Source organism: Segatella cerevisiae, from assembly GCF_024054555.1.
In the GTDB taxonomy this organism is placed as follows: Bacteria; Bacteroidota; Bacteroidia; order Bacteroidales; family Bacteroidaceae; genus Prevotella; species Prevotella cerevisiae.
Genome location: NZ_JAMXLY010000005.1, coordinates 59,021 through 85,446, shown reverse-complemented (window position 1 = coordinate 85,446; position 26,426 = coordinate 59,021). Strand labels below are relative to the sequence as shown.

At 45.9% G+C, this 26,426-nt stretch carries 20 protein-coding genes; 9 read left to right on the top strand and 11 right to left on the bottom strand.

Annotated features, from left to right (window positions below; genetic code table 11):
* The first annotated feature begins 215 nt into the window (after positions 1–215).
* From NG821_RS02490 to NG821_RS02455, 8 genes are all read left to right on the top strand, one after another.
* Positions 216–2,381 (top strand): elongation factor G, encoded by a 2,166-nt coding sequence (locus tag NG821_RS02490; RefSeq protein ID WP_252760077.1) that lies wholly within the window; start codon positions 216–218, stop codon positions 2,379–2,381.
* A 615-nt stretch (positions 2,382–2,996) separates the two neighbouring features.
* Positions 2,997–4,562, top strand: a complete 1,566-nt coding sequence (locus tag NG821_RS02485) for a sensor histidine kinase (protein ID WP_252760076.1) — start codon at positions 2,997–2,999, stop codon at positions 4,560–4,562.
* A 122-nt stretch (positions 4,563–4,684) separates the two neighbouring features.
* Complete coding sequence (gene rprY / locus NG821_RS02480) at positions 4,685–5,383, top strand: response regulator transcription factor RprY (RefSeq protein WP_252760075.1); 699 nt, start codon at positions 4,685–4,687, stop codon at positions 5,381–5,383.
* 216 nt (positions 5,384–5,599) lie between these two features.
* Positions 5,600–5,947: a 30S ribosomal protein S6 gene (gene rpsF / locus NG821_RS02475; protein WP_252760074.1), complete on the top strand. Its 348-nt coding sequence runs from the start codon at positions 5,600–5,602 to the stop codon at positions 5,945–5,947.
* A gap of 2 nt (positions 5,948–5,949) precedes the next feature.
* Positions 5,950–6,219, top strand: coding sequence for a 30S ribosomal protein S18 (gene rpsR, locus NG821_RS02470; protein WP_252760073.1), 270 nt, complete (start codon positions 5,950–5,952; stop codon positions 6,217–6,219).
* Between the two features lie 17 nt (positions 6,220–6,236).
* Positions 6,237–6,830, top strand: coding sequence for a 50S ribosomal protein L9 (gene rplI / locus NG821_RS02465; protein WP_252760072.1), 594 nt, complete (start codon positions 6,237–6,239; stop codon positions 6,828–6,830).
* A gap of 135 nt (positions 6,831–6,965) precedes the next feature.
* Positions 6,966–7,856, top strand: a complete 891-nt coding sequence (gene fabD / locus NG821_RS02460) for an ACP S-malonyltransferase (RefSeq protein ID WP_252760071.1) — start codon at positions 6,966–6,968, stop codon at positions 7,854–7,856.
* Complete coding sequence (locus NG821_RS02455) at positions 7,856–10,018, top strand: alpha-amylase family glycosyl hydrolase (protein WP_252760070.1); 2,163 nt, start codon at positions 7,856–7,858, stop codon at positions 10,016–10,018. The genes fabD and NG821_RS02455 overlap by 1 nt, the downstream gene beginning before the upstream one ends.
* A 99-nt stretch (positions 10,019–10,117) precedes the next feature.
* On the opposite strand, the gene NG821_RS02450 is transcribed toward NG821_RS02455, so the two are convergent.
* Positions 10,118–11,689: an Rne/Rng family ribonuclease gene (locus NG821_RS02450; RefSeq protein WP_252760095.1), complete on the bottom strand. Its 1,572-nt coding sequence runs from the start codon at positions 11,687–11,689 to the stop codon at positions 10,118–10,120.
* Between the two features lie 372 nt (positions 11,690–12,061).
* Complete coding sequence (locus NG821_RS02445; RefSeq protein ID WP_252760069.1) at positions 12,062–12,340, bottom strand: HU family DNA-binding protein; 279 nt, start codon at positions 12,338–12,340, stop codon at positions 12,062–12,064.
* Between the two features lie 226 nt (positions 12,341–12,566).
* Here NG821_RS02445 and pyk point away from each other — a divergent pair, with 226 nt between their 5' ends.
* Positions 12,567–14,057, top strand: a complete 1,491-nt coding sequence (pyk, locus tag NG821_RS02440) for a pyruvate kinase (protein WP_252760068.1) — start codon at positions 12,567–12,569, stop codon at positions 14,055–14,057.
* A 255-nt stretch (positions 14,058–14,312) separates the two neighbouring features.
* Here pyk and rpiB read toward each other — a convergent pair whose 3' ends face one another.
* The 9 genes from rpiB to NG821_RS02395 form a co-directional block, all read right to left on the bottom strand.
* Positions 14,313–14,768, bottom strand: a complete 456-nt coding sequence (gene rpiB, locus NG821_RS02435) for a ribose 5-phosphate isomerase B (RefSeq protein WP_252760067.1) — start codon at positions 14,766–14,768, stop codon at positions 14,313–14,315.
* 58 nt (positions 14,769–14,826) lie between these two features.
* Positions 14,827–16,845 (bottom strand): transketolase family protein, encoded by a 2,019-nt coding sequence (locus NG821_RS02430; protein ID WP_252760066.1) that lies wholly within the window; start codon positions 16,843–16,845, stop codon positions 14,827–14,829.
* Positions 16,846–16,877: 32 nt separating this feature from the next.
* The gene (locus tag NG821_RS02425) at positions 16,878–18,425 is read right to left on the bottom strand and encodes an alpha-N-arabinofuranosidase (RefSeq protein WP_317233069.1); all 1,548 of its coding nucleotides are present in this window, start codon (positions 18,423–18,425) and stop codon (positions 16,878–16,880) included.
* 59 nt (positions 18,426–18,484) lie between these two features.
* A complete protein-coding gene (locus NG821_RS02420) occupies positions 18,485–20,140 on the bottom strand; it encodes a ribulokinase (protein ID WP_252760065.1) in 1,656 nt (551 codons plus the stop codon).
* Positions 20,141–20,381: 241 nt separating this feature from the next.
* Positions 20,382–21,929, bottom strand: a complete 1,548-nt coding sequence (araA, locus tag NG821_RS02415; protein WP_252760064.1) for an L-arabinose isomerase — start codon at positions 21,927–21,929, stop codon at positions 20,382–20,384.
* Between the two features lie 74 nt (positions 21,930–22,003).
* Entirely contained in the window at positions 22,004–22,702 is a 699-nt protein-coding gene (locus NG821_RS02410) for an L-ribulose-5-phosphate 4-epimerase (RefSeq protein ID WP_252760063.1), read from the bottom strand.
* Between the two features lie 19 nt (positions 22,703–22,721).
* Positions 22,722–23,399, bottom strand: a complete 678-nt coding sequence (locus NG821_RS02405; RefSeq protein ID WP_252760062.1) for an NUDIX hydrolase — start codon at positions 23,397–23,399, stop codon at positions 22,722–22,724.
* 68 nt (positions 23,400–23,467) lie between these two features.
* A complete protein-coding gene (locus NG821_RS02400; protein WP_252760061.1) occupies positions 23,468–25,186 on the bottom strand; it encodes a sodium:solute symporter in 1,719 nt (572 codons plus the stop codon).
* Positions 25,187–25,222: 36 nt separating this feature from the next.
* On the bottom strand, positions 25,223–26,416 hold the full coding sequence (locus NG821_RS02395) for an aldose epimerase family protein (protein ID WP_252760060.1): 1,194 nt from the start codon (positions 26,414–26,416) through the stop codon (positions 25,223–25,225).
* Positions 26,417–26,426 lie beyond the last annotated feature (10 nt).

Below are 26,426 nucleotides of genomic sequence, written 5' to 3'. Positions count from 1 at the left end.
GATGACAAGCTCTGGTGGGAAGGGAATTGTGTCCGATGTTTTGCTCGAATCTTCCGGCAGTAAGGTTGTCAGATGGTCAGGTTAATATGTTTTAAAATCAGATAGTTTTGAAGGGATTCTTTTGAGGTGTGCAATAAAATTATTAAATTAGAGCCCAGAAAGCGGAAGTTTCCCTTTGTACCATGGTCGAATCTATCATTTAAATCTATAACGCTATGAGAGTATATCAAACTAACGAAATCAAAAACATCTCGCTGATCGGCGCGTCAGGTAGCGGCAAGACGACGCTTGCCGAAAGTATGTTGTATGAGGCTGGTGTCATCAAGCGCCGCGGTTCTGTGGAAAACAAGAATACGACGAGTGATTATTTTCCTGTCGAATTAGAATATGGCTATTCCGTGTTTCCTACTGTTTTCCATGTGGAATGGAATAACAAAAAACTCAATATCATTGATTGTCCGGGAAGTGATGATTTCGTCGGTGGAACGATTACTGCTCTGAACGTGACCGATGAGGCGCTGATCCTCATCAATGGTCAGTCATGGCCTGATGTAGGGACTCAGAATAATTTCCAGTATGCCCAGAAATTGAAGAAGCCGGTGATCTTCCTCATCAATCAATTGGACTCTGAGAAATGTGATTTTGAGGATATCGTATCGAATATGAAGGAGTTCTACGGTCCTAAATGTGTCCTCATCCAATACCCTCTTCATACCGGACCTGATTTTAATTCACTGATAGATGTCCTTCTGATGAAGAAATATTCGTGGGGACCTGAAGGCGGAAAACCGGTGATCGAGGAGATCCCTTCGGAAGAGATGGACAAGGCGATGGAATATCATAAAGCTCTCGTAGAAGCTGCTGCCGAGAATGATGATACTTTGATGGAGAAATTCTTTGAGAGTGAGACGCTCACAGAGGATGAGATGCGTGAAGGTATTCGAAAAGGACTGGTGGCTAATTCGATGTATCCCATCTTTTGCGTGAGCGCCAAGAAAGATATGGGTGTGCGCCGTCTGATGGAATTTCTGGGCCATGTCGTGCCTTTCGTGAGTGAAATGCCTTTGCTGCACAATACCAGGGGCGAGGAAGTCAAACCTGTCAGTACCGGTCCGGAGAGTTTGTATTTCTTCAAGACCGGAATGGAACCTCATATCGGTGAGGTGAGTTATTTTAAGGTGATGAGCGGAACCGTCAAACCCGGTGATGACTTGACTAATGCTGATCGTGGCAGCAAGGAGCGTTTGGGACAGATCTATGCTTGCGCAGGGGCTCATCGAATCCCCGTGGAGGGCTTGGAAGCCGGTGATATCGGATGTACTGTGAAACTGAAGGATGTGAAGACCGGCAATACACTTGACGGGAAGGACTGTGACTGGCGCTTTAATTTCATCAAGTACCCTAACCCCAAGTATTCCCGGGCCATCCATGCCGTCAATCAGGCTGAAACTGAAAAGATGATGACGGCCTTGATGAAAATGTCTCAGGAGGATCCGACGTGGATCGTTGAAAACAATAAGGAACTGCGTCAGACGATCGTCCATGGCCAGGGTGAATTTCATCTGCGGACATTGAAATGGCGATTGGAGAATAATGAAAAAATACAAGTTAAATTCGAAGAACCGAAAATCCCGTATCGTGAGACGATCACCAAACCGGCGAAGGCTACTTATAGGCATAAGAAACAGAGTGGCGGGGCTGGCCAGTTCGGAGAGGTACACCTGATCGTGGAACCTTATGCAGAGGGGATGCCTGATCCCGTCGTCTATCATTTCGGGGGGCAGGATTATAAGGTGACCATGAAAGGGAAGCAGGTGATCCACTTGGACTGGGGAGGACAACTCGTCTTCATCAATTCTGTCGTGGGCGGTGCCATTGACGCGCGTTTCATGCCTGCCATACTCAAGGGTATTATGGACTGTATGGAGCATGGTCCCTTGACCGGCAGTTATGCAAGAGATGTCAGGGTCGTGGTCTACGATGGCAAAATGCACCCCGTAGATTCCAATGAACTGTCTTTCATGTTGGCAGCCAGACATGCTTTTTCTGAAGCTTTCAAGAATGCAGGACCGAAGATTCTGGAACCTATCAATGATCTGGAAGTTGATGTCCCGTCTGCTTTTATGGGCGATGTGATGAGTGATCTGCAGGGACGCCGTGCCATGATTATGGGGATGGACAGTGAGGCCGTCTATCAGAAAATCCAGGCAAAGATCCCTGCAAAGGAATTGTCTGACTACAGTATTGCTTTAAGTAGCATGACCGGTGGCCGGGCCAGTTTTACGACCAAGTTTGCCAGTTATGAACTTGTACCCAGTGATGTTCAGAAAGCCCTTATTGAGAAGCATGAAGCTGAACAGTCCGGTGAAGAGAGCGATTGAATGAAGACCGCCCTCTGCCTTATCCGTGGAAGGTATCCGGAGCATGTCCTATATTCCATGCAGAGTATCTTCCCGGAGTTGAGGCTTGAATCACGAAGAATCACTTATAGAGATTATTCCCAAGAATTGGCATCCAGTCGACAGTAGGTATGTTTTCAAGTTTCAAATGTACGTAATTTGAGACTGTAAAAGAGAGGAGAAGGGCGTCAACTCTATAGGTGAGGATTGGTCCTTCTTTCTTTGTGTCTGCCGGTAAAAGTCCACCAGTTTTTTCTGTTTCGGTAAAACAGGTGGATTTATCTTTGTGAGACAGGCAAGTTGAGTTTTGGGAAACGGAGCACCAACAGAGAGCGAGGTATAATTCGAATCTCTGAAAAGTTCTGGATGATGCTCAGCGCATCTGATCCGGTCTTCATAAAGGCCTGTTTCTTAGATAGGTTACGGGTGTGGGAGGTCCTGATTTTTCCCGAATAGGACATTTTTGGCATTATTAAGAATGACTTAATTATATATATATAAATAAAATATGGAAATATGGTTAACTTCTCTTAATTTCATAGAAATCGTTAACAGACGTGTGTTAACAATTTAAGAAAAATACATATCTTTGCGACTATGAAGAAGAGGACAATTTGGACGATAGCAGTTATCATGGGGATTTCATTTCTCGCCTTATTATTCCTGCAATTGAATTATATTGAGGAAATGGCAGAGATGAAGAAGGAGCAGTTTGATGAATCTGTCAACCGTGCCCTCTATCATGCTTCGCGTAATCTGGAGTTGAATGAGACCCTGCAATATCTGGAGAAGGATGTCAATGCGACGGAACTCGCTGCCCACAAGCGCGATTCCGTGACCAATAATGGGAAGTCGAATGGCTCCTCCCAGCAACAGTACAAGCAGATCCCTGTCAATGGACAAGGTTCGATGTATCCTACTTTTGAATTGAAGACCCTTTCACGTAAACCGTCGCAGATTCCGAAGGCAATGATTTTGAGAAATGACCAGAATACGATCACGGAAGCTCAGAAATCGTTGCAGGAAATCGTCAAGAACAGGTATGTCTATCAGAAGTCATTACTGGATGAAGTCGTCTATTCCTTACTCTATTCCGCTTCCGACAAACCGTTGAAGGAACGCATTAATTTCAAACTTCTGGATCAGGATCTGAAGGCGGAATTGATGAACAACGGTATCAATATACCTTATCATTTTGTCATCACGACTGCTGACGGTCGGGAAGTTTACCGTTGTCCGGATTATACCTCGAAAGGGGAGGAGTATACTTATTCCCAACCGCTTTTCAGGAATGACCCCCAGTCGAGTATGGGAATAGGAGTCATCAAAGTTCATTTCCCGACGATGAACAGTTATATCTTCTCGAGTGTCAGATTTATGATCCCGAGTATCATCTTCACCCTGATCCTGCTGGTGACGTTTATCTTGACTATCGGCATTATCTTCCGGTCCAAGCGCTATTCCGAAATCAAAAATGATTTTGTCAATAATATGACGCATGAGTTGAAAACGCCTATTGCCAGCATTTCCCTCGCAGCTCAGATGATGAATGACAAGAGTGTGATCAAGAGTCCTCAGATGATGACCCATCTGGCGGGGATTGTAGATGACGAGTCCAAGCGCCTCCGGTTCCTGGTGGAGAAGGTCCTGCAGATGTCCATGTATGACCGGAAGAAAGCGGTCTTGAAAAAGCGCAAACTCGACCTGAACGAAATGGTCGAACAGATCGGCAATTCCTTTACGTTGAGAGTCGAGCATACGGGAGGAAAAGTCTATACTGAAATAGAGGCGGTGGATTCCACCATCTATGTGGACGAAATGCATTTCCAGAATGTGATATTCAATTTACTTGATAATGCAGTGAAATACCGCAAACCCGATGAGTCGCTCAATGTCTATCTGAGAACGTGGAATGAAGGGAACAAGGTATGCCTTTCTGTCCGGGATACAGGATTGGGAATCAAGAAGGATAATCTGAAAAAGATATTTGAAAAATTCTATAGGGTCCATACCGGCAATATCCATGATGTGAAAGGCTTTGGGCTGGGCTTGGCCTACGTGAAGAAGATGGTAGATCTTCACGAGGGTGAGATCCATGTAGAAAGCCAATACGGCAAGGGGACGACCTTTACGATTAAACTCCCGTTTATTGCTGACGACTAAAGGTTATGAATAGGATTTTGTATTGCTTAAATAAGAGAGATTCGGCTTTGACGACCATGAAAGATTGAATAAGGCTGATCTATATAATGAAGATATTAATATACTTATAAATAAATTAGACTATGGACGAAAAAATCAAGATTTTACTTTGCGAGGATGATGAGAACCTCGGCATGTTGCTTCGTGAATATCTACAAGCAAAAGGTTATCAGGCTACACTTTGCCCTGACGGTGAAGTTGGCTATAAGGAATTTTTGAAGGATAAGTATGACATCTGTGTCTTGGATGTGATGATGCCTAAGAAAGACGGATTCACCCTTGCTCAGGAAATACGTCAGGCTAATTCTGAAATTCCGATCATCTTCTTGACTGCGAAGACACTCAAGGACGATATTCTGGAAGGCTTTAAGATCGGTGCCGATGACTATATCACAAAACCGTTCTCAATGGAAGAACTCGTCCTGCGTATCGAGGCTATCCTCCGCCGTGTACGTGGAAAGAAAAACAAGGAGTCTACGCTGTATCATATCGGTAAGTTTACTTTCGACACTCAAAAGCAGTTGTTGACGATCGGTGAAAAACAGACCAAACTCACGACGAAGGAAAATGAGTTGCTGGCTCTTCTCTGCTCTCATGAGAATGAAATCCTGCAGCGCGATTTTGCCCTGAAGACCATCTGGATCGATGACAATTATTTCAATGCCCGGTCAATGGACGTGTACATTACCAAACTCCGGAAGCATCTGAAGGATGACGATCAGATCGAGATCATCAATATCCATGGCAAAGGGTATAAATTGATCGTTCCTGAGGCAGAGTAAACTGAAACGGCATGGGTCTTTACCGGGTTTGCAGGTTGAATAGGCCTGATATGAAGGATTCTATAGTAAAGATCGGGCTCTTCTAAGAATAAAAGAAGAGAAAAATTTGGACATTAATAAAAAAAGACGTACTTTTGCACTGCATTTGACTTTTCGGGATAACCGGAAGCCAGATGCAGTGTAGTGTTTATATCATTAATTAATTATTTAAGTAGTATGAATCAATACGAAACCGTTTTCATTTTAACTCCCGTTTTGTCTGATGTTCAGATGAAGGAAGCGGTCGCTAAATTCAAGAAACTGCTCACCGATAATGGTGCTGAGATTCTGAACGAAGAGACCTGGGGATTGAAAAAAATGGCTTATGCTATTCAGAAGAAATCTACAGGTTTCTATTGCCTGTTGGAATTCAAAGCAGAGCCATCAGTTGTTGAAACTCTCGAGACAGGCTTCCGCCGTGATGAGAAGGTGATCCGTTTTCTCACAGTGAAACTTGACAAGTATGCAATCCTGTATGCTGAAAAGAGAAGAAACAAATTAGGTAAAGTTAATAAGGAGGCTTAATCATGGCAGAAAATAAATCTGAAATCCGTTATTTGACAGCTCCTTCCATTGATACAAGGAAGAAAAAGTATTGCCGCTTCAAAAAGAGTGGTATCAAGTATATTGACTATAAGGATCCTAAATTCTTGAAGAAATTCCTGAATGAGCAAGGCAAGATCCTGCCACGTCGTATTACAGGAACATCGTTGAAATATCAGCGTCGTCTGGCTAAAGCCATTAAGCGTGCACGCCAGATCGCATTGCTTCCTTATGTAACCGATTTGTTGAAATAATAAGAGGAGGAAACAGAATGGAAGTTATACTGAAAGAAGATATTATCGGACTTGGATATAAGAACGATATTGTTAAAGTAAAGGATGGTTACGGACGTAACTATTTGATTCCGAAAAGAAAAGCTGTTATTGCCTCAGTATCTGCCAGAAAACAACTGGCTGAGGACTTGAAGCAACAGGCTGATAAGATCGCAACCTTGAAGGCTGAAGCTGAAAAGAAGGCTGAAGCTCTGAAAGACGTTTCTCTTAAGATCATCGTTAAGGTTGGTCCTACAGGAGTTACTTATGGTAGTGTGAATGTTGCCACTGTAGCTGATGAACTTTCCAAGAAGGGCTTCGATATTGACCGCAAGATCATTACGATGCATGACATCAAGAAGGTGGGCAGTTATGAAGCAACAATCCATTTCTTCAAGGATGTAGAGTTCAAACTCCCTGTTGAAGTAGCAGCTGAGGAGAACGAAGCACCCAAGGCAGCACCGAAAAAGAAGAGTGCTGAAGCTCCTAAGGCAGAGAAGGCCGAAAAGGCAGAACCTGCTGCAAAAGAAGAAAAACCTGAAGCAGCAGACTCTCAAGAAGCTGAGAAGGAAGAAGCTCCTGCAGCTGAGTAAGACTGCTTTCTATGAGTGTGATTTTATCGCAATCAATTGATATGAAATCCCAGTTACCTGTGATGGTAATTGGGATTTTTTTGTATCTTTGCAGCGAATAAGAAAAAGTACAATTCAATAATATTGTTTTAAAAGATGAAAGCTTTTGTTTTCCCTGGACAGGGCTCACAATTTGTGGGTATGGGTAAAGACCTGTATGATAAGTATCCTTTGGCAAAGAAATTGTTTGACCAAGCAGACGAGATCCTTGGATTCAAGATAACAGATATCATGTTTGCCGGTACAGATGAGCAGTTGAAGGCTACAAAAGTCACTCAACCTGCTGTGTTCCTGCATAGTGTCATTTCAGCATTGTGCTTGGGAGAGGGTGAGAAACCTGCTATGACCGCCGGACATTCTCTGGGTGAGTTTTCTGCTTTGGTCTATTCCAAAGCTCTGTCGTTCGAGGACGGTCTCAGACTTGTTGCTGCCCGTGCCAATGCGATGCAGAAGGCTTGTGATGCTAATCCCGGGACAATGGCAGCCATCATCGCCCTTCCTGATGAGAAGGTCGAGGAAATCTGTCAGAAAGTGTCCGTGAAAGGCAATCAGGTCGTACCTGCAAATTACAACTGCCCCGGACAACTGGTCATCTCCGGAAATCTCGATGCTGTGAAGACGGCATGTGATGAACTGAAAGCTGCAGGCGCCAAGCGTGCACTCGTTCTGAAAGTAGGAGGGGCTTTCCATTCCCCACTGATGCAACCTGCCAAAGACGAACTTCAGGCAGCTATCGAAAAGACTCATTTCGCTGCTCCTGATTGTCCTGTTTATCAGAATGTAGACGGCCAGCCTCATACTGATCCTGAAGAAATCCAGAAGAATCTTATTGCGCAGTTGACTAGTCCTGTTCGTTGGACAAAGAGTGTTCAGAACATGATCGCTGCCGGTGCCGATGAATTTGTGGAATGTGGCCCTGGAAAGACCCTTCGTGGAATGATCGGCCGTATCGACAGAAATGTGAATGCTCATGCGCTAGAGGCTTAATGGGTAAAATTATCCTTTATCAGGTACTTCCCCGTCTCTTCGACAATCACAATACGACGAGGGCAGTATCGGGTACATTAGCAGAGAATGGCTGTGGTAAATTCAGTTCATTCTCTGCAGATGTTTTAGACCGTATCCATCGAATGGGGTTCACCCATATCTGGTACACAGGTGTGATACGGCATGCTACTGTCACAGACTATTCTCCTTTCGGGATTCCGCGTCAGCACCCTGAGATCGTAAAAGGCAAGGCTGGTTCTCCTTATGCCATCACTGACTATTATGATGTCGATCCTGATCTCGCTGATGATCCTGACAAACGGATGGAGGAGTGGAAAGCTCTGATTGAGCGGACTCATCAGGCCGGAATGCGTGTGATTATGGATTTTGTACCTAATCATGTCGCCCGCGAATACCATTCTGTCTGCAAACCAACTGGTGTAAAGGACTTAGGAGAGGATGACGACCCCACCAAATGTTTTTCTGCCGGTAATAATTTCTATTATTGCGGGGCTCAACCTCTGGACCTGAGTCAGGTTCTCAGGGCTCACCCTGTAGAGTCTTCGTTGAAACCTTATTCCGAATTTCCTGCAAAGGCTACGGGAAATGATTGTTTTCAAGTATGCCCTTCGGGGAATGACTGGTATGAGACGGTAAAACTCAATTATGGTGTCGACTACTGTGATCCGAATGGGCGGAGCAATCATTTCCAACCTATTCCCGATACATGGGATAAGATGACACAGATCCTGCTCTTCTGGGCAGGCACCGGCATTGACGGTTTTCGTTGTGATATGGCGGAGATGGTACCTGAGGCTTTTTGGGCCTATGCCATAAAGTCAGTCAAGGAACGTTTTCCCCAACTCATTTTCATTGGAGAAGTTTACAATCCTGATCTGTATCTCTATTTTATTAGTGCCGGTTTCGATTACCTCTATGACAAGGTGGGCATGTATGATGCCATGCGTGCAGTGATCAGGAACGAGAGACCTGCATCTGATATAACTGTCCAATGGCAGAATAAAAATAACATCTTGGGGCATATGCTCTATTTCCTTGAGAACCATGATGAGCAGCGTATCGGTTCTGACTTTTTCTGTGGCAACCCACAGCAGGCTGTTCCGGCAGTCATCGTCAGTGCTTTGCTCCAGCAGAATCCCTTTATGGTCTATAGCGGACAGGAGTTTGGTGAACGGGGAATGGATGAGGAAGGTTATAGCGGCCGTGACGGCAGAACATCGATCTTCGATTACTGGTCACCCGCCACATTGACCCATGCTTATGAGGATGACAATGGTCTGACAGCACAGCAAAGGGAGTTGTCCGTGACCTATGCCATGATCTTGTATACTGCTGCTCACGAGAAAGCAGTGGCTGAAGGAGAGATGTTCGATCTGATGTATGTCAATCCTGCCTCTGATCATTTCGACAACCGGAAACAATTTGCCTTTCTTCGTAAATACGGGGATGAGGTGCTGTTCGTTGTGGTGAATTTTTCTTCGGCCGAAGTCAATGTCAGGGTGAAGATACCCGGACATGCTTTTGATTATTTACATCTTCCCGAGAAGCGGGTTACGGCAACCGATCTTTTCTCAGGGGATATATACACGATGGACTTGTTGAAGGATGGCGAGTACCCGATGACGATAGAACCCTATAATGGCCGTGTCTATAAATTCAATTTAAATATGGATGACAGAGGATTTGCTCTCAATGAGCATCACAAGGAAGAATTTCCGCCAGCTCACACAGCAGAGCATTTGCTCAATCAGTTGATGATACGTAAGTTTGGCTGCGGGCGAAGTCATGATGCCCACATCGAGAGGAAGAAAAGCAAGATCAGTTATATTCTGGACCACCAGCCTTCACGACAGGATATCAAATGGATAGAAGATGAGATGAACCGCCTGATCCAGGCTGACTTGGTCGTCAGGTATGAGTTGGTGGACCGTGAACATATTCCTGAAGGTGTGAAACTCGACTCGCTGCCGGAAGACGCACACGAGATGATACGCCTGGTCCGTATAGGGGATTATGATGTCTGTCCTTGCCTCGGCAAGCATGTCCGCTCCACTTCCCAGATAGGACGCTTTGTCTTGCTGGGAACAAATTGGGACGGCATGAAGCGTTCTTTCAGAATCCGCTATAAGGTGATCCCTTGACAGGCAGTGCTCTGCAGGTTTCAGTAAACTTGGAGTATTGTGTATCAAAAAGGCCCCTGATGATTTCTCATCAGGGACCTTTTGAGTTTTAGAAATAATTTACTTTGTTTCTTGTTCCTCCTTCATGTCTACAAACTGGCCATTCTTGTCGAAAAATTCATATTGCAAGAAAGCTAATTTCTGAGAAGGAATAACGTGTACGCCGAATCCGTATTTGAGTTGCCACTTTAATCTCAAAGAGAAAATTCCCTTATTGATATAGGCGGCGACATAGGGATGTACGTTCAGATAAAATTTCTTGATACCGATCTTGTTGACTAGTCGGTCAATCTTGCGCTCGAGTTGGTCAGTAAACAGGAAACTGGCTTTGATCTTTCCAGTGCCGTTACATGTAGGGCAGGTTTCTTCCACGTTTACTTCCATGACCGGACGTACTCTTTGACGGGTAATTTGCATCAGACCGAATTTGCTCAGAGGAAGGATGTTGTGTCTGGCACGATCCTTCTGCATGTCTTTGCACATGCGCTCGTAAAGCATTTGGCGGTCTTCCGCCATACTCATATCAATGAAGTCGACAACGATGATGCCTCCCATATCACGGAGACGCAACTGTCGTGCCAACTCGTCCGCAGCACCTAAATTAACATCTAAAGCATTCGCTTCCTGATTCTTCTCGTGGGTACGTGTTCCACTGTTGACATCCACCACATGCAGTGCTTCTGCATGATCGATGATCAAATAAGCGCCGTGCTTATAGTTCACGACACGACCAAAACTGGCTTTGATCTGTTTGGTGATATTAAAATTGTCAAAGATTGGAACCTTACCTTTGTAAAGTTTGACTATATCCGTCTTTTCCGGGGCAATGATCGAGATATAGTTTTTTACCTCTTGCTCAACATCTTTGTCATTGACATAAATGCTTTTGTAAGTGGGGTTGAAGAGGTCGCGCAGCAAGGCGACGGCTCTATCAGTTTCTTCATAAATCAGTTGGGGACGCTTTTGGGTCTTCTGGACCTTGACGATAGCATCAGCCCAGCGCTTGGTGAGAACCTTCAGTTCTGCATCCAGTTCAGCAACCCGTTTGCCTTCAGCCACAGTCCTTACGATAATACCGCAATTCCCAGGTTTGATACTGCTTACGAGTTGTTTGAGTCTGGCCCTTTCAGCGCCGCTTTTGATTTTTGAAGATACAGAGACTTTATTTCCAAAGGGGATGAGTACCAAGAAGCGCCCTGCAAAGGATAATTCTGCCGTAAGACGGGGGCCCTTAGTAGAAATGGGTTCTTTAACAATCTGAACCATGACCTCTTGGCCGACTGAGAGCACTTGTGCAATGCTGCCAGCTTTGTCCAGATCTGGTTGGTGGGATGCTTTTGCAAATGGATAAAGTCTCTTGCGATCACTTTGTACCTGTTTCAGATACTTTTGGTAAGAGTTGAATTGACTTCCTAAATCAAGATAATGAAGAAAGGCATCGCGTTCATAACCAACATCTACGAAACAGGCGTTCAGCCCGGGCATCAGTTTTTTGATCTTTGCCACGTAGATGTTCCCAACAGAAAAAGAAGCTTCCCTTGTCTGTTCCTGGTATTCTACCAATTGCTGGTCTTCCAGTAAGGCAATAGCAATTTTTTTCTGTTGTACATCAATTACAACTTCGCTGGTCATTTCTTTCCGTTGAACTAATTTGACCATTTGACTTATTGTCTATTCATGGGGCAAATGCATTACTGTTGTACCTGATAATAGATTAGATTGATATGGCGTGCAAAATCTTTTGCCTGTCATTCTGCATCAAATGGCTCTTAATTTAGAATAAGTAATTAAAAAGGGTGGGCCAAAAAGAGTTGATCCGCTCTACGGCACACCCTCAGTCTGAACAGACTGGAGCTATTTGCTCTTATGTCTATTCTTGCGTAATCTCTTCTTACGCTTGTGTGTAGCCATCTTGTGGCCCTTCTTTTTCTTTCCGTTTGGCATAATACTAAAAATTAAATATTGATATTTTAATTCTGATCTTCAGATAGGTGACGAAGGAATTTATTCATTCTTCATTTCCTGAATAAAACTTTTTGCAGGTTTGAAACTCGGGAGGTCATGGGCAGCAATCGTCATCGTCGTATTCTTGGAGATATTGCGAGCGGTCTTGGCTGCTCTGTGCTTGATGATAAAACTTCCGAATCCGCGCAGATAGATATTCTCCCTGCTCAACAGATTCTTTTTAATGCTGCTCATAAATGCCTCGATGACAGCCGTTACTTCTTTTTTTGACATGCCTGTGGCCATTGCAACTTCTGCTATGATCTTTGCTTTAGTCATTGTATTACAATATCTTTTATTATTTATTTCAATGAATTGCAAAGATAGTGCTTTTTATCGGAATATGAAAATCTATTTTACTTTTTTGCTAAATAATATTTCTAACTGCCTGAAAATCTTACTTTTAAAATCATATTGCTGACTCTGCCGTTTATTTTTTCCTATACGTTCTTTCGATTGTGATAAATTTGTTAACTTTGCAAGATAAACAATTAGCTTTTAAAATATGAAACAAACCAAGATAGTAGCTACTATAAGTGACCTAAGATGCGATAAGGATTTTATACGTAAACTTTTCCATGCCGGCATGAACATTGTGCGCATGAATACGGCACATGCAACTGAAGATGGGATTCGTAAGATTGTGGCAAATGTCAGGGCCGTTTCGCCCCATATCGGCATTATGATTGATACGAAAGGTCCGGAAGTCCGGTCCACTGATGTCAAGGAACCTATACCTTATAAAACAGGGGACATTGTGAAAGTCTTCGGACGTCCTGAAATGGATACTTCCCATGATATCATCAATGTCACCTATACGAATATTACGGATGACGTGAAGATCGGCGACGACCTGTTGTTTGACGATGGTGCCATCGATATGAAGGTGATTGACAATACGGGACCTATGCTGGTTGCCCAAGTCCTCAATGACGGTGTTTTGGGGGCTCATAAGAGTCTGAATGTCCCCGGCGAACATATTGACCTGCCAGCCCTGACCGAGAAGGACAAGCGGAATATACAGTTGGCTATCGATCTGGACATTGACTTCATTGCCCATTCCTTCGTCCGCTCTGCTGATGACGTCAATGCCGTTCAGAAGATACTGGATGCCCATCATAGTGATATCAAGATTATATCCAAGATTGAGAACCAGGAAGGCGTGGACAATATTGATGAGATCATCGATGCCAGTTATGGGATCATGGTTGCCCGTGGTGACCTGGGTATAGAAGTGCCTATTGAGCGTATCCCCGGTATCGAGCGCCGCATCATTCGGAAGTGTGTCATGAAATGTAAACCTGTCATTGTCGCTACGCAGATGCTCCATACGATGATCGGTAACCCGCGTCCGACACGAGCTGAGGTGACGGATATTGCCAATGCTATCTTTTACCGTACTGACGCTTTGATGCTGAGTGGTGAAACGGCTATGGGCAAGTATCCGCTCGAAGCAGTTCAAACGATGGCTCGTGTTGCTGAACAGGCTGAGAAGGACCGGGATCCTTTGAATGACATCGATCCGACGACAGGAAAGCAACCGATAAGCCAACGCCTGTTCCTGGCTCACGCTACAATTGAGGCTACTCGGAAACTGGGTGTCAAGGGGATCATAACGGATAGTGAGACGGGGCAGACAGCCCGTTATCTGGCTTCCTTCCGCGGACCTACTCCTATCTTTGCCATTTGCTATAAGGAGAAGACACAGCGTTGGCTGAATCTGAGTTATGGCGTGGCTGCCGTCTATCAGAAAGGTGAGATCTCCAACCAGGAGATGTTTACTGCGGCTGTCAGAATGCTCCGATTGAAGCATTACTTGGGAATGAAAGACAAAATCGCTTATCTGAGTGGCAGTTTTGGCGAAGGTGGCGGAACGACTTTCGTGGAAATCAATGATGTCCGGAAGGTCTTCGACAAGAGTTATCAGTTCAAGTTGCCTATCGGCTCTGAGAAGAAGGGTGAGAAAACTGCTCCCAAGGCGAAAAAGCAACGGTAAGGATTTCATCCTTGGCACCTGACTGTTGGTGTGAGGAGGTCCGTTGTTTCGGAGCACATTCCAAAAGTCGAATTTAAAACTTTTGAAGTGTGATTCCTGAAGAAGTTCAGGATGTTCCTTTTTCTAATCGAAGTCTCAAGAAAAAAACAACCCCGAAAGTTGAATGAAACTTTCGGGGTTGTTTTTGTGTTATCGGAATAGTACTGTATCTTTAGAGATACGACTGAATGACCGTACCTGACTGAATGTCAGGGTTCATTCTGCACATTCATCGAGGTGGGATATCTTCTTTATTCTCCTTTCATGACGACCACCGTCAAAAGATGAGGCGAAGAAAGCATCGAGGATCTTTGCTGCTGTCATCAGGGAAATGAACCTGCCTGGCAGTACCAGTACATTTGCGTCATTGTGATGGCGTATCAAACTTGCAATGTCTTCATTCCAAGCCAATCCTGCCCTGATATCCGGATACTTGTTCAAAGTTATTGTCATGCCTTCGCCCGTCCCGCAAATGGCTATTCCGGGATAAACCGTATGGTTTTCGATGGCCTGACCCAATTTGTGTGCATAGTCAGGATAGTCTACGCTTTCCAAACTGTCAGTGCCGAAATCCTTGACTTCATATCCCTTTTTAATTAAATATTGAAGGACAAACTGTTTCATAGGAAATCCGGCATGGTCACAAGCTATTCCTACTGTCTTTGTTTCCATAAAAAATCATTGGTTATCATACAGGGCAGGGAAGGTTGCCCTTCTCTGCCCGTACGGATCATTCTGCTAAGAATTCCTTTACTTGTTTGTATACATTCTCTCCAGTGAACCCTAGTTTCTCATCCAGTACCTGATAGGGTGCCGAGAATCCGAAAGTGTTCATACCGAAGATCTTTCCTTCAGTGCCGACAAGTCCTAGAAGTGTACTTGGAAGTCCGGCTGTCATTCCGAAGATCTTAGAGCCTTTGGGCAGTACACTTTCCTGATAGGCCTTGGACTGCTCGCGGAACAGACCTTCTGAAGGTGCGCTGACGACGCGTACCTTGATGCCGTCCTTGCGAAGGAGGACAGTGCCAGCCTCAAGCGTGGAAACTTCAGAACCGGAAGCGACGAGTATGACATCGGGGTTTTCATCAGAGCCGGCAACAATGTAAGCGCCTTTTCTGGCCATCTGATAGTCATTGCCCTCCGGAAGTTTTGCAATCCCTTGTCTCGAGAATATAAAGGTCGTCGGGGAATCAATGTTCTCCATTGCCATCTGCCAGCAAACTGTCGTTTCGTCTGCGTCAGCAGGCCGGAAGACACGTAGACCGTCTTTGCCGTTATGTCTCTTGAGTTGTTCCATTAGCCGCAGTGTCGCTTCTTGCTCGACCGGTTGATGTGTAGGTCCGTCTTCACCTACTCTGAAAGCATCGTGGGTAAAGATGAATTTGACAGGTACACCCATCAGTGCTGCCAGACGTATGGCACCTTTCATATAGTCGGAGAAGACAAAGAAAGTCCCCATAGCGGCAATGACACCACCGTGGAGCATCATGCCCATACACATGTCGGCCATAGCAAACTCGCTGACGCCTGCCTGGAAGAAGGCTCCGCTGAAATCACCTTTTTGCAAACTGTGGGTTTCGTTGAGGAACCCGTTGGTCTTGTCCGAATTGGATAAGTCGGCAGATGAACAGATCATGTTAGGAACTTCATGAGCGAGAACTTTCAGACATGCTGCAGAGGCGGCACGAGTGGCGGATCCGTTCTTCTGTACTACTTTGCTCCAGTCTATCTTTGGAGGACGGCCGCTGAACCATGTATCCATTAAAGTTTTCTTCTCCGGATTCTCTTTAGCCCAGAGGGCTTCTTCCTGATGGCGCTTGGCAACGATCTTCCTCAATTCTGCCTGGCGGTCGGCATACAGTTTCTTGACATCATCGAAGATGACGAAAGGATTCTCGGGATCTCCGCCAAGATGCTTGATCGTATTGATGAAAGCACCGTCTCCTAAGGGGGAGCCGTGAGTCTTTACATTGTGTTCATAACTTGTTCCGTCTGCCTTGAGAGATCCTTTGCCCATCACCGTATCACCGATAATGAGAGTAGGGCGGTTCTTTTCTGCAAGACCTGCGTTCAGAGCTTTGCGGATTTGGTCCACGTCATTTCCGTCGATTTCGATGACGTTCCAGTTCCATGATCTGTACTTCATGGCCGTATCTTCAGCCATGACGATGCTCGTCTCTGTCGAAAGTTGGATACCGTTGCAGTCATAGAACATGATCAGATTGTTCAGTCCTAAGGCGCCTGCCAGTCGTCCTACTTCCTGTGAGATACCTTCCTCTATGCCGCCATCAGAGATGTACGTATAGATCGTATGTTGCATCATAGTCCTGCCCAAGCGTGCTTCCAGAAATTTTTCTGCGACAGCAGCCCCTGCACCAAGTGCATGGCCCTGTCCCAGAGGACCGGAAGTGTTCTCGATGCCTCTTTCCACGTTTCTCTCCGGATGACCGTGACAAGGTGACCCCCATTGACGGAAAGTCTTGATTTCGTCCATCGTGAATTTACCGGAAAGGAGGAGTACTGAATAGAGCATAGGACTCATGTGACCCGGATCCAGAAAGAAGCGGTCACGTCCCGGCCATTCAGGCTGATCAGGATCATAGATCAGATATTCTGAAAAAAGAACATTGATAAAATCAGCGCCACCCATAGCACCGCCCGGATGACCCGAATTAGCTTTTTCTACCATTGATGCAGCCAAGATACGGATGTTGTCAGCTGCATGGTTCATTATTTTTTTATCGTTCATTACTGTTTTATTTTATCGCTCCTACAAAAGTACTATTTTATATTCAATACTACAATGGATTTTGCAGGGATTTTCAATTCCAGAACGTTATTTTTTAATTTTGCATTCTTGAAATTAGCGGGTTTTACAATATCCGGATGCTGAAAATCATTGAAGTCATTGATATTTTTAGAAGTCAGAATTTGTCCGCTTACGCTCTTTGGAGAAGCGCCGTTCAGGCGGATAGACATATTTTGAGAATGTTCCAGGTCAATATTGCAGAGTGACAGGATGATGGATCCGTCTTTCTTCTTGGCTGCTGATGTACTGATGAGAGGGACGGATTCCTGATCCTCGGTATGATTTCCACATACCAGTGAGGTTGGGAGATAGGTGGCGTCCTGAAAACCTTTGTACAAAGAGAAGACATAATATGAAGGTGTCAGAACCATATGACCTTTGCCTATGGTATCAGTGAGGATCATGGACTGCAGGACATTGACGACCTGCGCGATATTGGTCATCTTCACACGATCAGTATGTTTTTGGAAGATATTCAGGGTCAGTGCGGCCACCATGGCATCGCGAAGGCAGTTCTGCTGATAGAGATGCCCCTTGATCGTACCGGGCTCTTCATCCCACCATGTGCCCCATTCGTCCACCATGAGTCCTATCTTCTTCTGCGGGTCGTATTTGTCCATGACGGCAGATTGCTGTTTGATGATGGTGTCCATCTGTTCACAGGTATAGAGGGTTTGGTAATATTCCTTGTTGGAGAAGCGGGTAGCAGAGCCTTTATGTTTCCAGTCTCTTATGGTATAGTAGTGAAGGGAGATACCCTGCATCCGGTTACCGATGTTTTTCATGAGTACATCAGTCCAGTGCGTGTCAGGGCCACTTGCCCCACTGGCAATGCGGAAGAGTTTGGTACTGTCGCTGTAATCTCTCAGATAGGTGTTGTAGCGGCGGAAGAGATCACTGTAGTATTCCGGGCGCATATTGCCACCGCATCCCCAGGCTTCATTGCCTATGCCGAAGTACTTGACTTTCCAGGGGTGGTTTCTCCCGTTTTGCCGGCGAAGTCTGGCCATTGGCGTATCCCCGTCAGAGGTCATATATTCCACCCACTGGGCCATCTCCTTGACCGTTCCACTGCCGACGTTGCCACTGATGTAAGGTTCACATCCGAGCATCTCACAGAGGTTGAGAAATTCATTGGTACCAAAGGAATTGTTTTCTATCGTGCCCCCCCAGTTATTGTTGCGCAGTGTAGGGCGCTGGCTTTGAGGGCCGATTCCATCCATCCAATGATAGTCATCGGCGAAGCAGCCTCCCGGCCATCTCAATACAGGAACTTTCAGATTTTTGAGCGCCTGGAGGACGTCACTGCGATACCCTTTGACATTCGGGATATTGGAGTAGGGACCTACCCATAGTCCCCCATAGATGCAAGAGCCCAGGTGCTCTGCGAATTGACCGTAAATCTCTCTGTTGATTTTCTGTTTGCCTTGATTGGTCTGAATCGTCAAGGTCGCATTCTGACCGCATGCAGCAATGATGACTGCCATTGCAAAGAATGTTGTCGTGAACAATCGTTTCATGTTTATGTTTTGATTAAAGATAATATTTGAGATGATTTTCAGTATATAAGTTAGTTGTATCAGTCGTGATAGAATTCTTTTTCTGTAAACTGCGCAAGTTTGAGGTACTTCTGATAGAGCGGTGCGTACAAACGCGTATTCTCCGGATTCGGTTCATATTCTTTAGAGAACCCGCTGTTCATGGCAGCGCTGGCATCTTCCACTTTGCGGTAGACGCCGGCAGCGGTAGCGGCAAACATGGCAGCACCTAAGGCACAGGCTTGATCGGTGTTGCAGACTTTGATCGGTTTGTTGATCACGTCACACATCGTCTGCATGACAAAAGGCGATTTCAGGGCGATGCCGCCGATCCCTATCACGTTATTGATGGGGACACCTTCCTCTTCAAAGCGGTCCACGATGGCTTTCGTGCCATAGGCTGTCGCCTCCACGAGAGACCTGAAGATCTGCGGAGCCGTCGTGCCCAGTGTAAACCCTGAGATGGTCGCTTTCAGGAATTGGTTGGCGTCAGGTGTTCTCCTGCCGTTCACCCAATCTGTGGCGAGCATTACAGATTCTTGTATGGGGATCTTTTCTGCATCCTTTGTCAGTTGGGGAATGATTTTATCACAGATCTTGTCGAGTTCTTCTTCTGAGAATTTGTCTGCAAAGAAGTTGCGGATGGGGTATTCGAGAATATGCCGGAACATGGCATAGACATCTCCGAAAGAGGACTGTCCTGCTTCGAGCCCGACCATGCCGGGGATCACGCTGCCGTCAACTTGACCACAGATTCCCTTGATGCAATTTTTGCCTATTTCCTGATAGGATGAGACCATGACGTCACAGGTCGAAGTTCCGATGACACGAACTAAGGTATGGGGTGTCACACCGGCGCCGACAGCTCCCATATGACAGTCGTAGGCGCCTCCGGCAACAACGACATTTTCACTGAGACCGAGTTTGTCAGCCCATTCCTTGCAGAGATGTCCTACCGGTTCGGCAGCTGTCTTATTCTTGTTGGAGATATGCTCACGGATGGTCTTCAGTTTAGGCTCCAGGAATTCGAAGTAGTCTACAGGTGGTAATCCTCCCCATTCTGCATTCCACATCGCCTTGTGTCCCTCTGCGCAGCGTGAACGGGTCAGTTGGTCCAGTGCAGTCGTGCCTGTCAGTACGGCAGGCAACCATTCGCAGTATTCGACGATAGAACAGGCTTTTTCTGCCACTGCCTTATCCTCTCGAAGGATGTGCATGGCTTTGGCCCAGAACCATTCTGCCGAATAGATTCCGCCCACATATTTGAGATAATTGACAGGATAGCGGGCCGTTTTCTCATTGATTTCCTTAGCCTCTTTTACAGCCGTATGATCCTTCCACAGGATGAACATGGCATTGGGATCCTCTGAAAATTCAGGCAGCAAAGCCAGTGGCGTCCCGTTCTTATCAGTTAAAGCAGGAGTTGAACCGGTAGTATCGAAAGCGATGCCTACCACCTCTTTAGCTACTTGAGAAGGACATTTACTCAAAGCTTCCTTGACGGAAGACTCGAGGACCTCCAGATAGTCTTTAGGATGCTGACGCCATTGATTGGTTTTAGGATTGCAATATAATCCTTTTTGCCAGCGGGGATAATATTTTACACTGGTGGCCAGGATTTCTCCTGATTCGGCATTTACGATAAGTGCACGCGCTGAATCACTTCCATAGTCGAGGCCGATAACATATTTTGCCATAATAAATTCTTTAGTTAGTTCAGTTATAAGGTATGATCCATCTTTTTGAATTGCATCTTTTCACGAGATGGATGAAAGCATATTGAGTCTTCCATCCAACTATCTTAAAAGAAGTCAGAAGGTCTTACCTTTTGATGCGAGATCTTTTTCATAGAAAGATTCCTTTTCTTCTAGAGATGAATCTTCCAAGTTGTCAGAATATAAATGACCGGACAGATGTATTCCGTCCGGTCATTGTTCATCAGCGGAGAGCTTTATGCAGCAAATAGTAAACTTCGTTCCAGCGCAATTCCTTCTTGAACTGTTCCGGATCGGTGTCCTTGTTGATGATGCAAGCTTCGATGTCTGCTATGACAGCATAATCGCGCCAGAATTCGTCCGTCAGACCGAAAGAGAAACAGGAATGATGTGCCCCACCGGCTTCCATCCAGCATCCCACGCCTTTCTCGAATGTTGGCTCAGGGATCCAAAGTGCTGAAGCGACAGGCAGTTTGGGCAGTGGCTTGCTCTTGATGAGGTTGACATCATCGGCAATGAGGCGGAAGCGGTTGCCGAGGTCTACGATGGTAGCTGTGATACCGTGGCCTTGCTTGGTGGTAAATACCAGGCGTGCCGTCTGACTCTTTCTGATTCCGATGCCGAGGAAGTGAACTTCCAGACGAGGTTTTGCTTCTTCAGAGATGTCCGGATTGACCTCCAGCATGTGGGATTCCAAGATAGCTGTCTTGTCACCGTCGAAATCAAGGGTATAATCCTCCAGAAAAGAGGTGCCAGCTCCTAGTCCCTGACTCATGAACCATGTCGTACGATAGAGTGCGGCGCTCTTCCAGTCACCTTCCGCTCCGAAACCGAAACCGTCATGCATCAGGCGCTGAGAAGCGAGTCCAGGAATCTGATCAAAGCCGCGGCCAGTCTTCTCGACATTGTAATCGCCCAGGTCATCGAAGTTGGTCGTAAATCCTTTGGCACCGAAGTCTTTGAGAACGGCACGGAGGGTCAGTTCTGCCTTTGCAGAATTCCAGATCTTCTTATAACCTTCAGATTTCTTGTCTTTCAAATTGTCTGCTACGGTATATTCCTTGAAATAGACATTGTGTACCAGATCGTCCACTTCAGCGTCTTTGACCTTGTCAAAGTATTGCATGACGGTAGAGAAAGGACAATAGTCTACGTGATAGCCGAGGACCTGTTCGGCAGAAACCTTGTCGCCATCAGTCACGGCGACGTTGTTCATCTGATCACCGAAACGGAGGATCAGGCAATCGTGAGCGTCAGCCCAACCAGCACAGACACGCTCCCATACAGCAATGTGGTCTTGTGTCTTGCCGTCTTTCCAATAGCCGATGACCGTCTTGCAAGGTTTCCGGAGACGGGCGATGATATGCGCATATTCGCGGTCACCATGGGCACTTTGATTCAGGTTCATGAAGTCCATGTCCATCGTGTCATAAGGAATATGCTGGTTGTACTGGGTATGGAGATGGAGGAGGGGCTTCTGCAGAATCTGCAAACCGTGGATCCACATTTTTGCAGGAGAGAAGGTATGCATCCATGTGATGACGCCGACACATTTCTTGTCACAATTTGCTTCAGACATCACAGCAGCAACTTCATTGGTATTATTGGCGGTGCCTTTATAGACCACCTTAATAGGCAGACGACCGGATTTGTTCAATCCGTCTACCATCTCTTTAGAATGTCCATCCACTTGTTTGACGGCGTCTCCACCATAGAGGAGTTGAGCGCCGGTAACAAACCATACTTCAAAATTTTCAAATGTCTTGACCATAGTAATATTTTGTTTTTAGTTATTGAATATTGTATCAGTCTGACCTCTTTCGAGTGTGACAGACTCTATACGATTTATTTCTTCTTTTGTCCATAATAGGCATGAGGACCGTGTTTGCGACTGAAATGCTTCTCGATGAGAAGGGGATTCATCGTCGTATTCGGGTTGACGGAGAACGAGATGAATGCCATCTTCGCTACTTGTTCCCCTACGACGGCATGATAGACTGCCTCGTCAGGGTCTTTTCCCCAAGTGAAGGGTCCATGATTCTTGACCAATACGCCCGGTGTATGGACATAGTTGATATGATCCTTTTTGAACCGGTTGAGAATGACGATCCCCGTATTGTATTCATATTCATCCATTTGATCTTTGGTCATATCAGCCGTGCAGGGGATGGCATCATGGAAATAGTCAGCGTGTGTGGTCCCGATATTCGGAATGTCCTTGCCTGCCTGTGCCCATGCCGTAGCATAGGTGGAATGGGTATGGACGATTCCCCCAATTTCCGGGAAATGACGATAGAGCACCAAATGGGTGGGCGTGTCAGAGGAAGGGTTCAGATCACCTTCTACAACTTTTCCGGTTGCGAGATCGACGACAACCATATCAGAAGCTTTCATCGTGTCATAGTTGACTCCTGACGGTTTGATGACAACCAATCCTTTTTCGCGGTCGATACCGGAAACATTACCCCATGTAAACAGCACGAGATGATGCTTTACTAAATCCAAGTTGGCCTTAAAGACCTTTTCTTTCAGTTCTTCCAGCATATCTTTTATTTTAAATCTATTATAGTTTGAATACAGGATCTTCCAAATAGATCCGTTTATTGAAACGATAAAGTGCAGCCCCTCTTTTAGATGATAGTTTATCTATGAGGTCTGTCTTTTCGATAAAATCCAATTGTTTGAGTCGATTACGGAAATTCCTCTTGTCGATCTTCTCGTCAAGAACCGTTTCATAGACGTTCTGAAGTTGGGTGAGCGTGAAGAGTTCGGGGAGGAGGTGGAAGATCAGCGGTTCTGTATTGATATGCCGCCTTAGCATGGCGATGGTGTCTTTGACCATTTTGTTATGGTCAGAGTACAGTCGAGGCATGTTTTCCAGGTCGACCCATTCCAAGCCATATTGCTTCCGCAGTTGGTCATCATAGTCCTTGACATTGATCAGAGCGCAATAGGCTATGGAGATGACCCGCTCACCGGGGTCACGATTGATGGCACCGTATGCTCCCACTTGTTTCATATAGAGTTGATCCAACCCCGTCAATTCGAGAAGATCCTTGTGGGCTGCCTCTTCCAAACTTTCATTGCTGCCGACGAATCTCCCGTACAGTGACCATTCCCCTCGTCCCGGATCCATCTGACGTTTTCCGATGAGGAGTTTGAGTTGTTTCTTTTCGAATCCCAAGACAATACAGTCCACAGAGACTAAGAGTTTGGAATGTTCTCCATAAAAATTATCCATAACACTGTTGTACTAATTGATGAAGGCAATCCATCCGGACTTTGTGGTCCGGACAAACTGCCGTATTGTTACCAGAAGAGGACGTAGAAAACGACGATCAGTGCCACAACGCCCAAAGAGGCGATGACATCCCACTTGTTCCAACTGCGTCGTGTCTCCTGGCGCTCTTCCTTGCTTTGGGTCAGATAAGTGATACCCTTGAGTTGTTCTTCACTCGCTTGTTTGGTAAAGAAACTGACAGCGATCATGACGATGATGGTCAGGATCAATAGGCAAATCTCGAAGATCAGCCAGTTGGAATCCCAGAACCAACCCAAACCGTTGTGCAGGGAGGTTGCATCCAGTGCATCTTTTACCGGAGCAATCTGAGTGATAAAGCGGACCATACCAATGAGGAATCCAGTAATGATACCGACTTCACCGGCTTTAGGTGTAATCTTCTTCGTGAAGACACCCATTGCAAATACGGCGACGATCGCAGGGGCGAGAATGGACTGGACGTCCTGCAGATATTCATAGAGTCCCTTTCCGGCCATTAGCGGAATCATGCACATTCCGATGATGACGACAGTGACTGTCGCAATACGGCCCACCCATACCAGTCTTTTCTCACTGGCTTCTTTGTGATGTGGCTTGTAGAAGTCGACGGTGTAGAGCGTGGCACAGGAATTGAAGAAAGCACTCAGAGAAGTGACCAAGGCACAAATAAAACCTGTCGTCACGAGTCCCTTGATACCTGCAGGCAGGACGAATTTGACGAGAAGGCCGAACGCTTCGTCAGGGTTGCTCATCGTGAATCCGTCAACATGGTTCTTGGCGAGTGCCATGGCGACCATACCCGGAATCAGGAACATGAATACAGGGAGACATTTCAGATAACCTGCGGCAATGGTGCCCCGACGTGCGCGGCGCATGACGGCCTCATCACTCTCGTGGTCACCCTGACCCAAAACCCTCTGGACGATGTGCTGGTCAGTACAGAAATACCAAAAACCGATGATGGCTGAACCGATAATGACGCCTATGCCCGGAAACTGACTGAAAAGCGGATCATTGGAATCCATGTGTACGAGGTGATTTGTCCCGTAGCCATTGTCCAACGTACTTGCTGCAGCTATCATATTTTGCCAGCCGTGTGCGATATTGCCTCCGCCAAGGACGGCCAGAGACAGGAACAGGACCAGAAACGCACCTATGATCAGGATAGGGGTTTGGATTTTGCTCATGGTCATGACCCCTTTCATCCCACCTATCACGGTGACGATACCTGTGATGATGATCAGTCCGATGGCTCCGACCCAGAAATTGAGTCCCATCAAACTCTCCAGGAAGATACCACCCGTAAAGGCAGTGACACTGACTTTGGTAAGAATATAGGAGACCAGGGTGATGATACTGAGCCAACTGCTCGTGTTCCTTGTGTAGCGGCGACTCAGGAACTCGGGCATGGTGAACACTTTAGCGTGTTGGTAGATAGGTACAAAAAGCCATCCCAACAAGAGGATGCACCAACCTTGCATTTCCCAGTGGGCCATTCCGAAACCGGTTTTGGCTCCTGCTCCGGCCAGGCCGACAAGATGCTCAGACCCGATGTTGGCGGCGAATATGGCCGCACCGATCACCCACCAGGGTTCACCTTTTCCCAGAAAATAACCTCCAGAGGTCTCGTTCCCCTCTCTTCTCTTTTCTTTTGCTATGGCACGCATGACAGCCCATCCGATCAGGATAACTCCCAGGAACAGGACGACCCAGTCCAACCATATGAATTCATGTATTGACCAATTCATTGTTCTTGATTTGTGTTAAGATTGTTGTTGTTTAGATTACTTTTTTACACTGAATTTAAAGGCAAGGTGAGAATAGTATTTTTGTCCAGGTTTCAAATAGGGGTTAGAGAACTCCCATCCTTTGGTCTTCTCCATAATTTTGGTAGGAGAATCCGGATATTTTTGACTTTCCAGGCAGACACTCACATGTTTCGGGTATTTGATGCCGTGTTTGCAAGCAATCCCGGTGCCCTGGAAGTTCCCTGTGTAAACTTGAAGGCCCGGTTCATTGGTAAAGACCTGGAGCAAAATTCCTGTTTGGGGTGAATAGAGACTGGCTGCAACTTTTGTGTCATTGCCCTTGCCATTCTTAAAGGTGTTCAGACACCAGTTATGGTCATAGCCGGTCGCATTTCTGATTTGATCGTATGTCGTGTCTACAATTGTCTTCTGGATGGCATGAGGTGTCCGGAAATCCATAGGCGTCCCAGCTACGCTTTTGATTTCTCCCGTTGGAATATAGTACTTATCCGATGGAGTAAATTTGTCAGCATTGATATATAAAACCTGGTTCGTACCAACTTTTGAAGGATCACCGTTCAGGTTAAAATAGGAATGATTGGTCATGTTGACCACCGTTTCTTTATCTGTCGTAGCCTGGAAAACAATATCCAAGGTGTTGTTGTTCTTTACAGTATAGGTAGCAGTAGCTTTGACGGTTCCCGGGAAACCGTTGGCTCCGTCCGGTGAAGTGAGGGCAAAGACGACGGATGAATCTGTTTGGGCTTTTACGTCATAGATCTTGTTAGCCCATCCTGTGTTTCCACCACCATGGAGACAGTTGCCATGGTCGTTGGCACGTAACTTATAGGTCTTCCCACCTATTGTCAATTTTGCATTCTTGATACGGTTTGCATAGCGGCCTACAGAAGCCCCGAAGTCAGATGGACTGTTTAAGGTATCTGCATATTGGCGGATGTTGTCATAGCCCAGTACTACATCTGTAGGTTTGTTGTTCTTGTCAGGCACTGAGATGGATACCACACGCCCTCCATAATTGGTCAGGCATACTTCCATTCCCTTATTGTTCTTAAGTGTTATCAACTCGGTCTTTTTCCCATTGATTGTTGAATCAAAATCTGCTGGGTGAAGGCCAGATACTGTGGTTTGTGCATTTTGGTTAGCACCACATGAGGCAAGCAACATTGTTGTTATTCCTGCTCCCAAAAATAGATTTTTTAAGTTTCTCATTCCTGAGTGA

What these genes read in the sequence shown, in the direction of transcription:
- NG821_RS02490 (WP_252760077.1), top strand. Translation starts at nt 216, where the DNA reads ATGAGAGTATATCAAACTAACGAAATCAAAAACATCTCGCTGATCGGC.
- NG821_RS02485 (WP_252760076.1), top strand. Translation starts at nt 2,997, where the DNA reads ATGAAGAAGAGGACAATTTGGACGATAGCAGTTATCATGGGGATTTCA.
- rprY (WP_252760075.1), top strand. Translation starts at nt 4,685, where the DNA reads ATGGACGAAAAAATCAAGATTTTACTTTGCGAGGATGATGAGAACCTC.
- rpsF (WP_252760074.1), top strand. Translation starts at nt 5,600, where the DNA reads ATGAATCAATACGAAACCGTTTTCATTTTAACTCCCGTTTTGTCTGAT.
- rpsR (WP_252760073.1), top strand. Translation starts at nt 5,950, where the DNA reads ATGGCAGAAAATAAATCTGAAATCCGTTATTTGACAGCTCCTTCCATT.
- rplI (WP_252760072.1), top strand. Translation starts at nt 6,237, where the DNA reads ATGGAAGTTATACTGAAAGAAGATATTATCGGACTTGGATATAAGAAC.
- fabD (WP_252760071.1), top strand. Translation starts at nt 6,966, where the DNA reads ATGAAAGCTTTTGTTTTCCCTGGACAGGGCTCACAATTTGTGGGTATG.
- NG821_RS02455 (WP_252760070.1), top strand. Translation starts at nt 7,856, where the DNA reads ATGGGTAAAATTATCCTTTATCAGGTACTTCCCCGTCTCTTCGACAAT.
- NG821_RS02450 (WP_252760095.1), bottom strand. Translation starts at nt 11,689, where the DNA reads ATGACCAGCGAAGTTGTAATTGATGTACAACAGAAAAAAATTGCTATT.
- NG821_RS02445 (WP_252760069.1), bottom strand. Translation starts at nt 12,340, where the DNA reads ATGACTAAAGCAAAGATCATAGCAGAAGTTGCAATGGCCACAGGCATG.
- pyk (WP_252760068.1), top strand. Translation starts at nt 12,567, where the DNA reads ATGAAACAAACCAAGATAGTAGCTACTATAAGTGACCTAAGATGCGAT.
- rpiB (WP_252760067.1), bottom strand. Translation starts at nt 14,768, where the DNA reads ATGGAAACAAAGACAGTAGGAATAGCTTGTGACCATGCCGGATTTCCT.
- NG821_RS02430 (WP_252760066.1), bottom strand. Translation starts at nt 16,845, where the DNA reads ATGAACGATAAAAAAATAATGAACCATGCAGCTGACAACATCCGTATC.
- NG821_RS02425 (WP_317233069.1), bottom strand. Translation starts at nt 18,425, where the DNA reads ATGAAACGATTGTTCACGACAACATTCTTTGCAATGGCAGTCATCATT.
- NG821_RS02420 (WP_252760065.1), bottom strand. Translation starts at nt 20,140, where the DNA reads ATGGCAAAATATGTTATCGGCCTCGACTATGGAAGTGATTCAGCGCGT.
- araA (WP_252760064.1), bottom strand. Translation starts at nt 21,929, where the DNA reads ATGGTCAAGACATTTGAAAATTTTGAAGTATGGTTTGTTACCGGCGCT.
- NG821_RS02410 (WP_252760063.1), bottom strand. Translation starts at nt 22,702, where the DNA reads ATGCTGGAAGAACTGAAAGAAAAGGTCTTTAAGGCCAACTTGGATTTA.
- NG821_RS02405 (WP_252760062.1), bottom strand. Translation starts at nt 23,399, where the DNA reads ATGGATAATTTTTATGGAGAACATTCCAAACTCTTAGTCTCTGTGGAC.
- NG821_RS02400 (WP_252760061.1), bottom strand. Translation starts at nt 25,186, where the DNA reads ATGAATTGGTCAATACATGAATTCATATGGTTGGACTGGGTCGTCCTG.
- NG821_RS02395 (WP_252760060.1), bottom strand. Translation starts at nt 26,416, where the DNA reads ATGAGAAACTTAAAAAATCTATTTTTGGGAGCAGGAATAACAACAATG.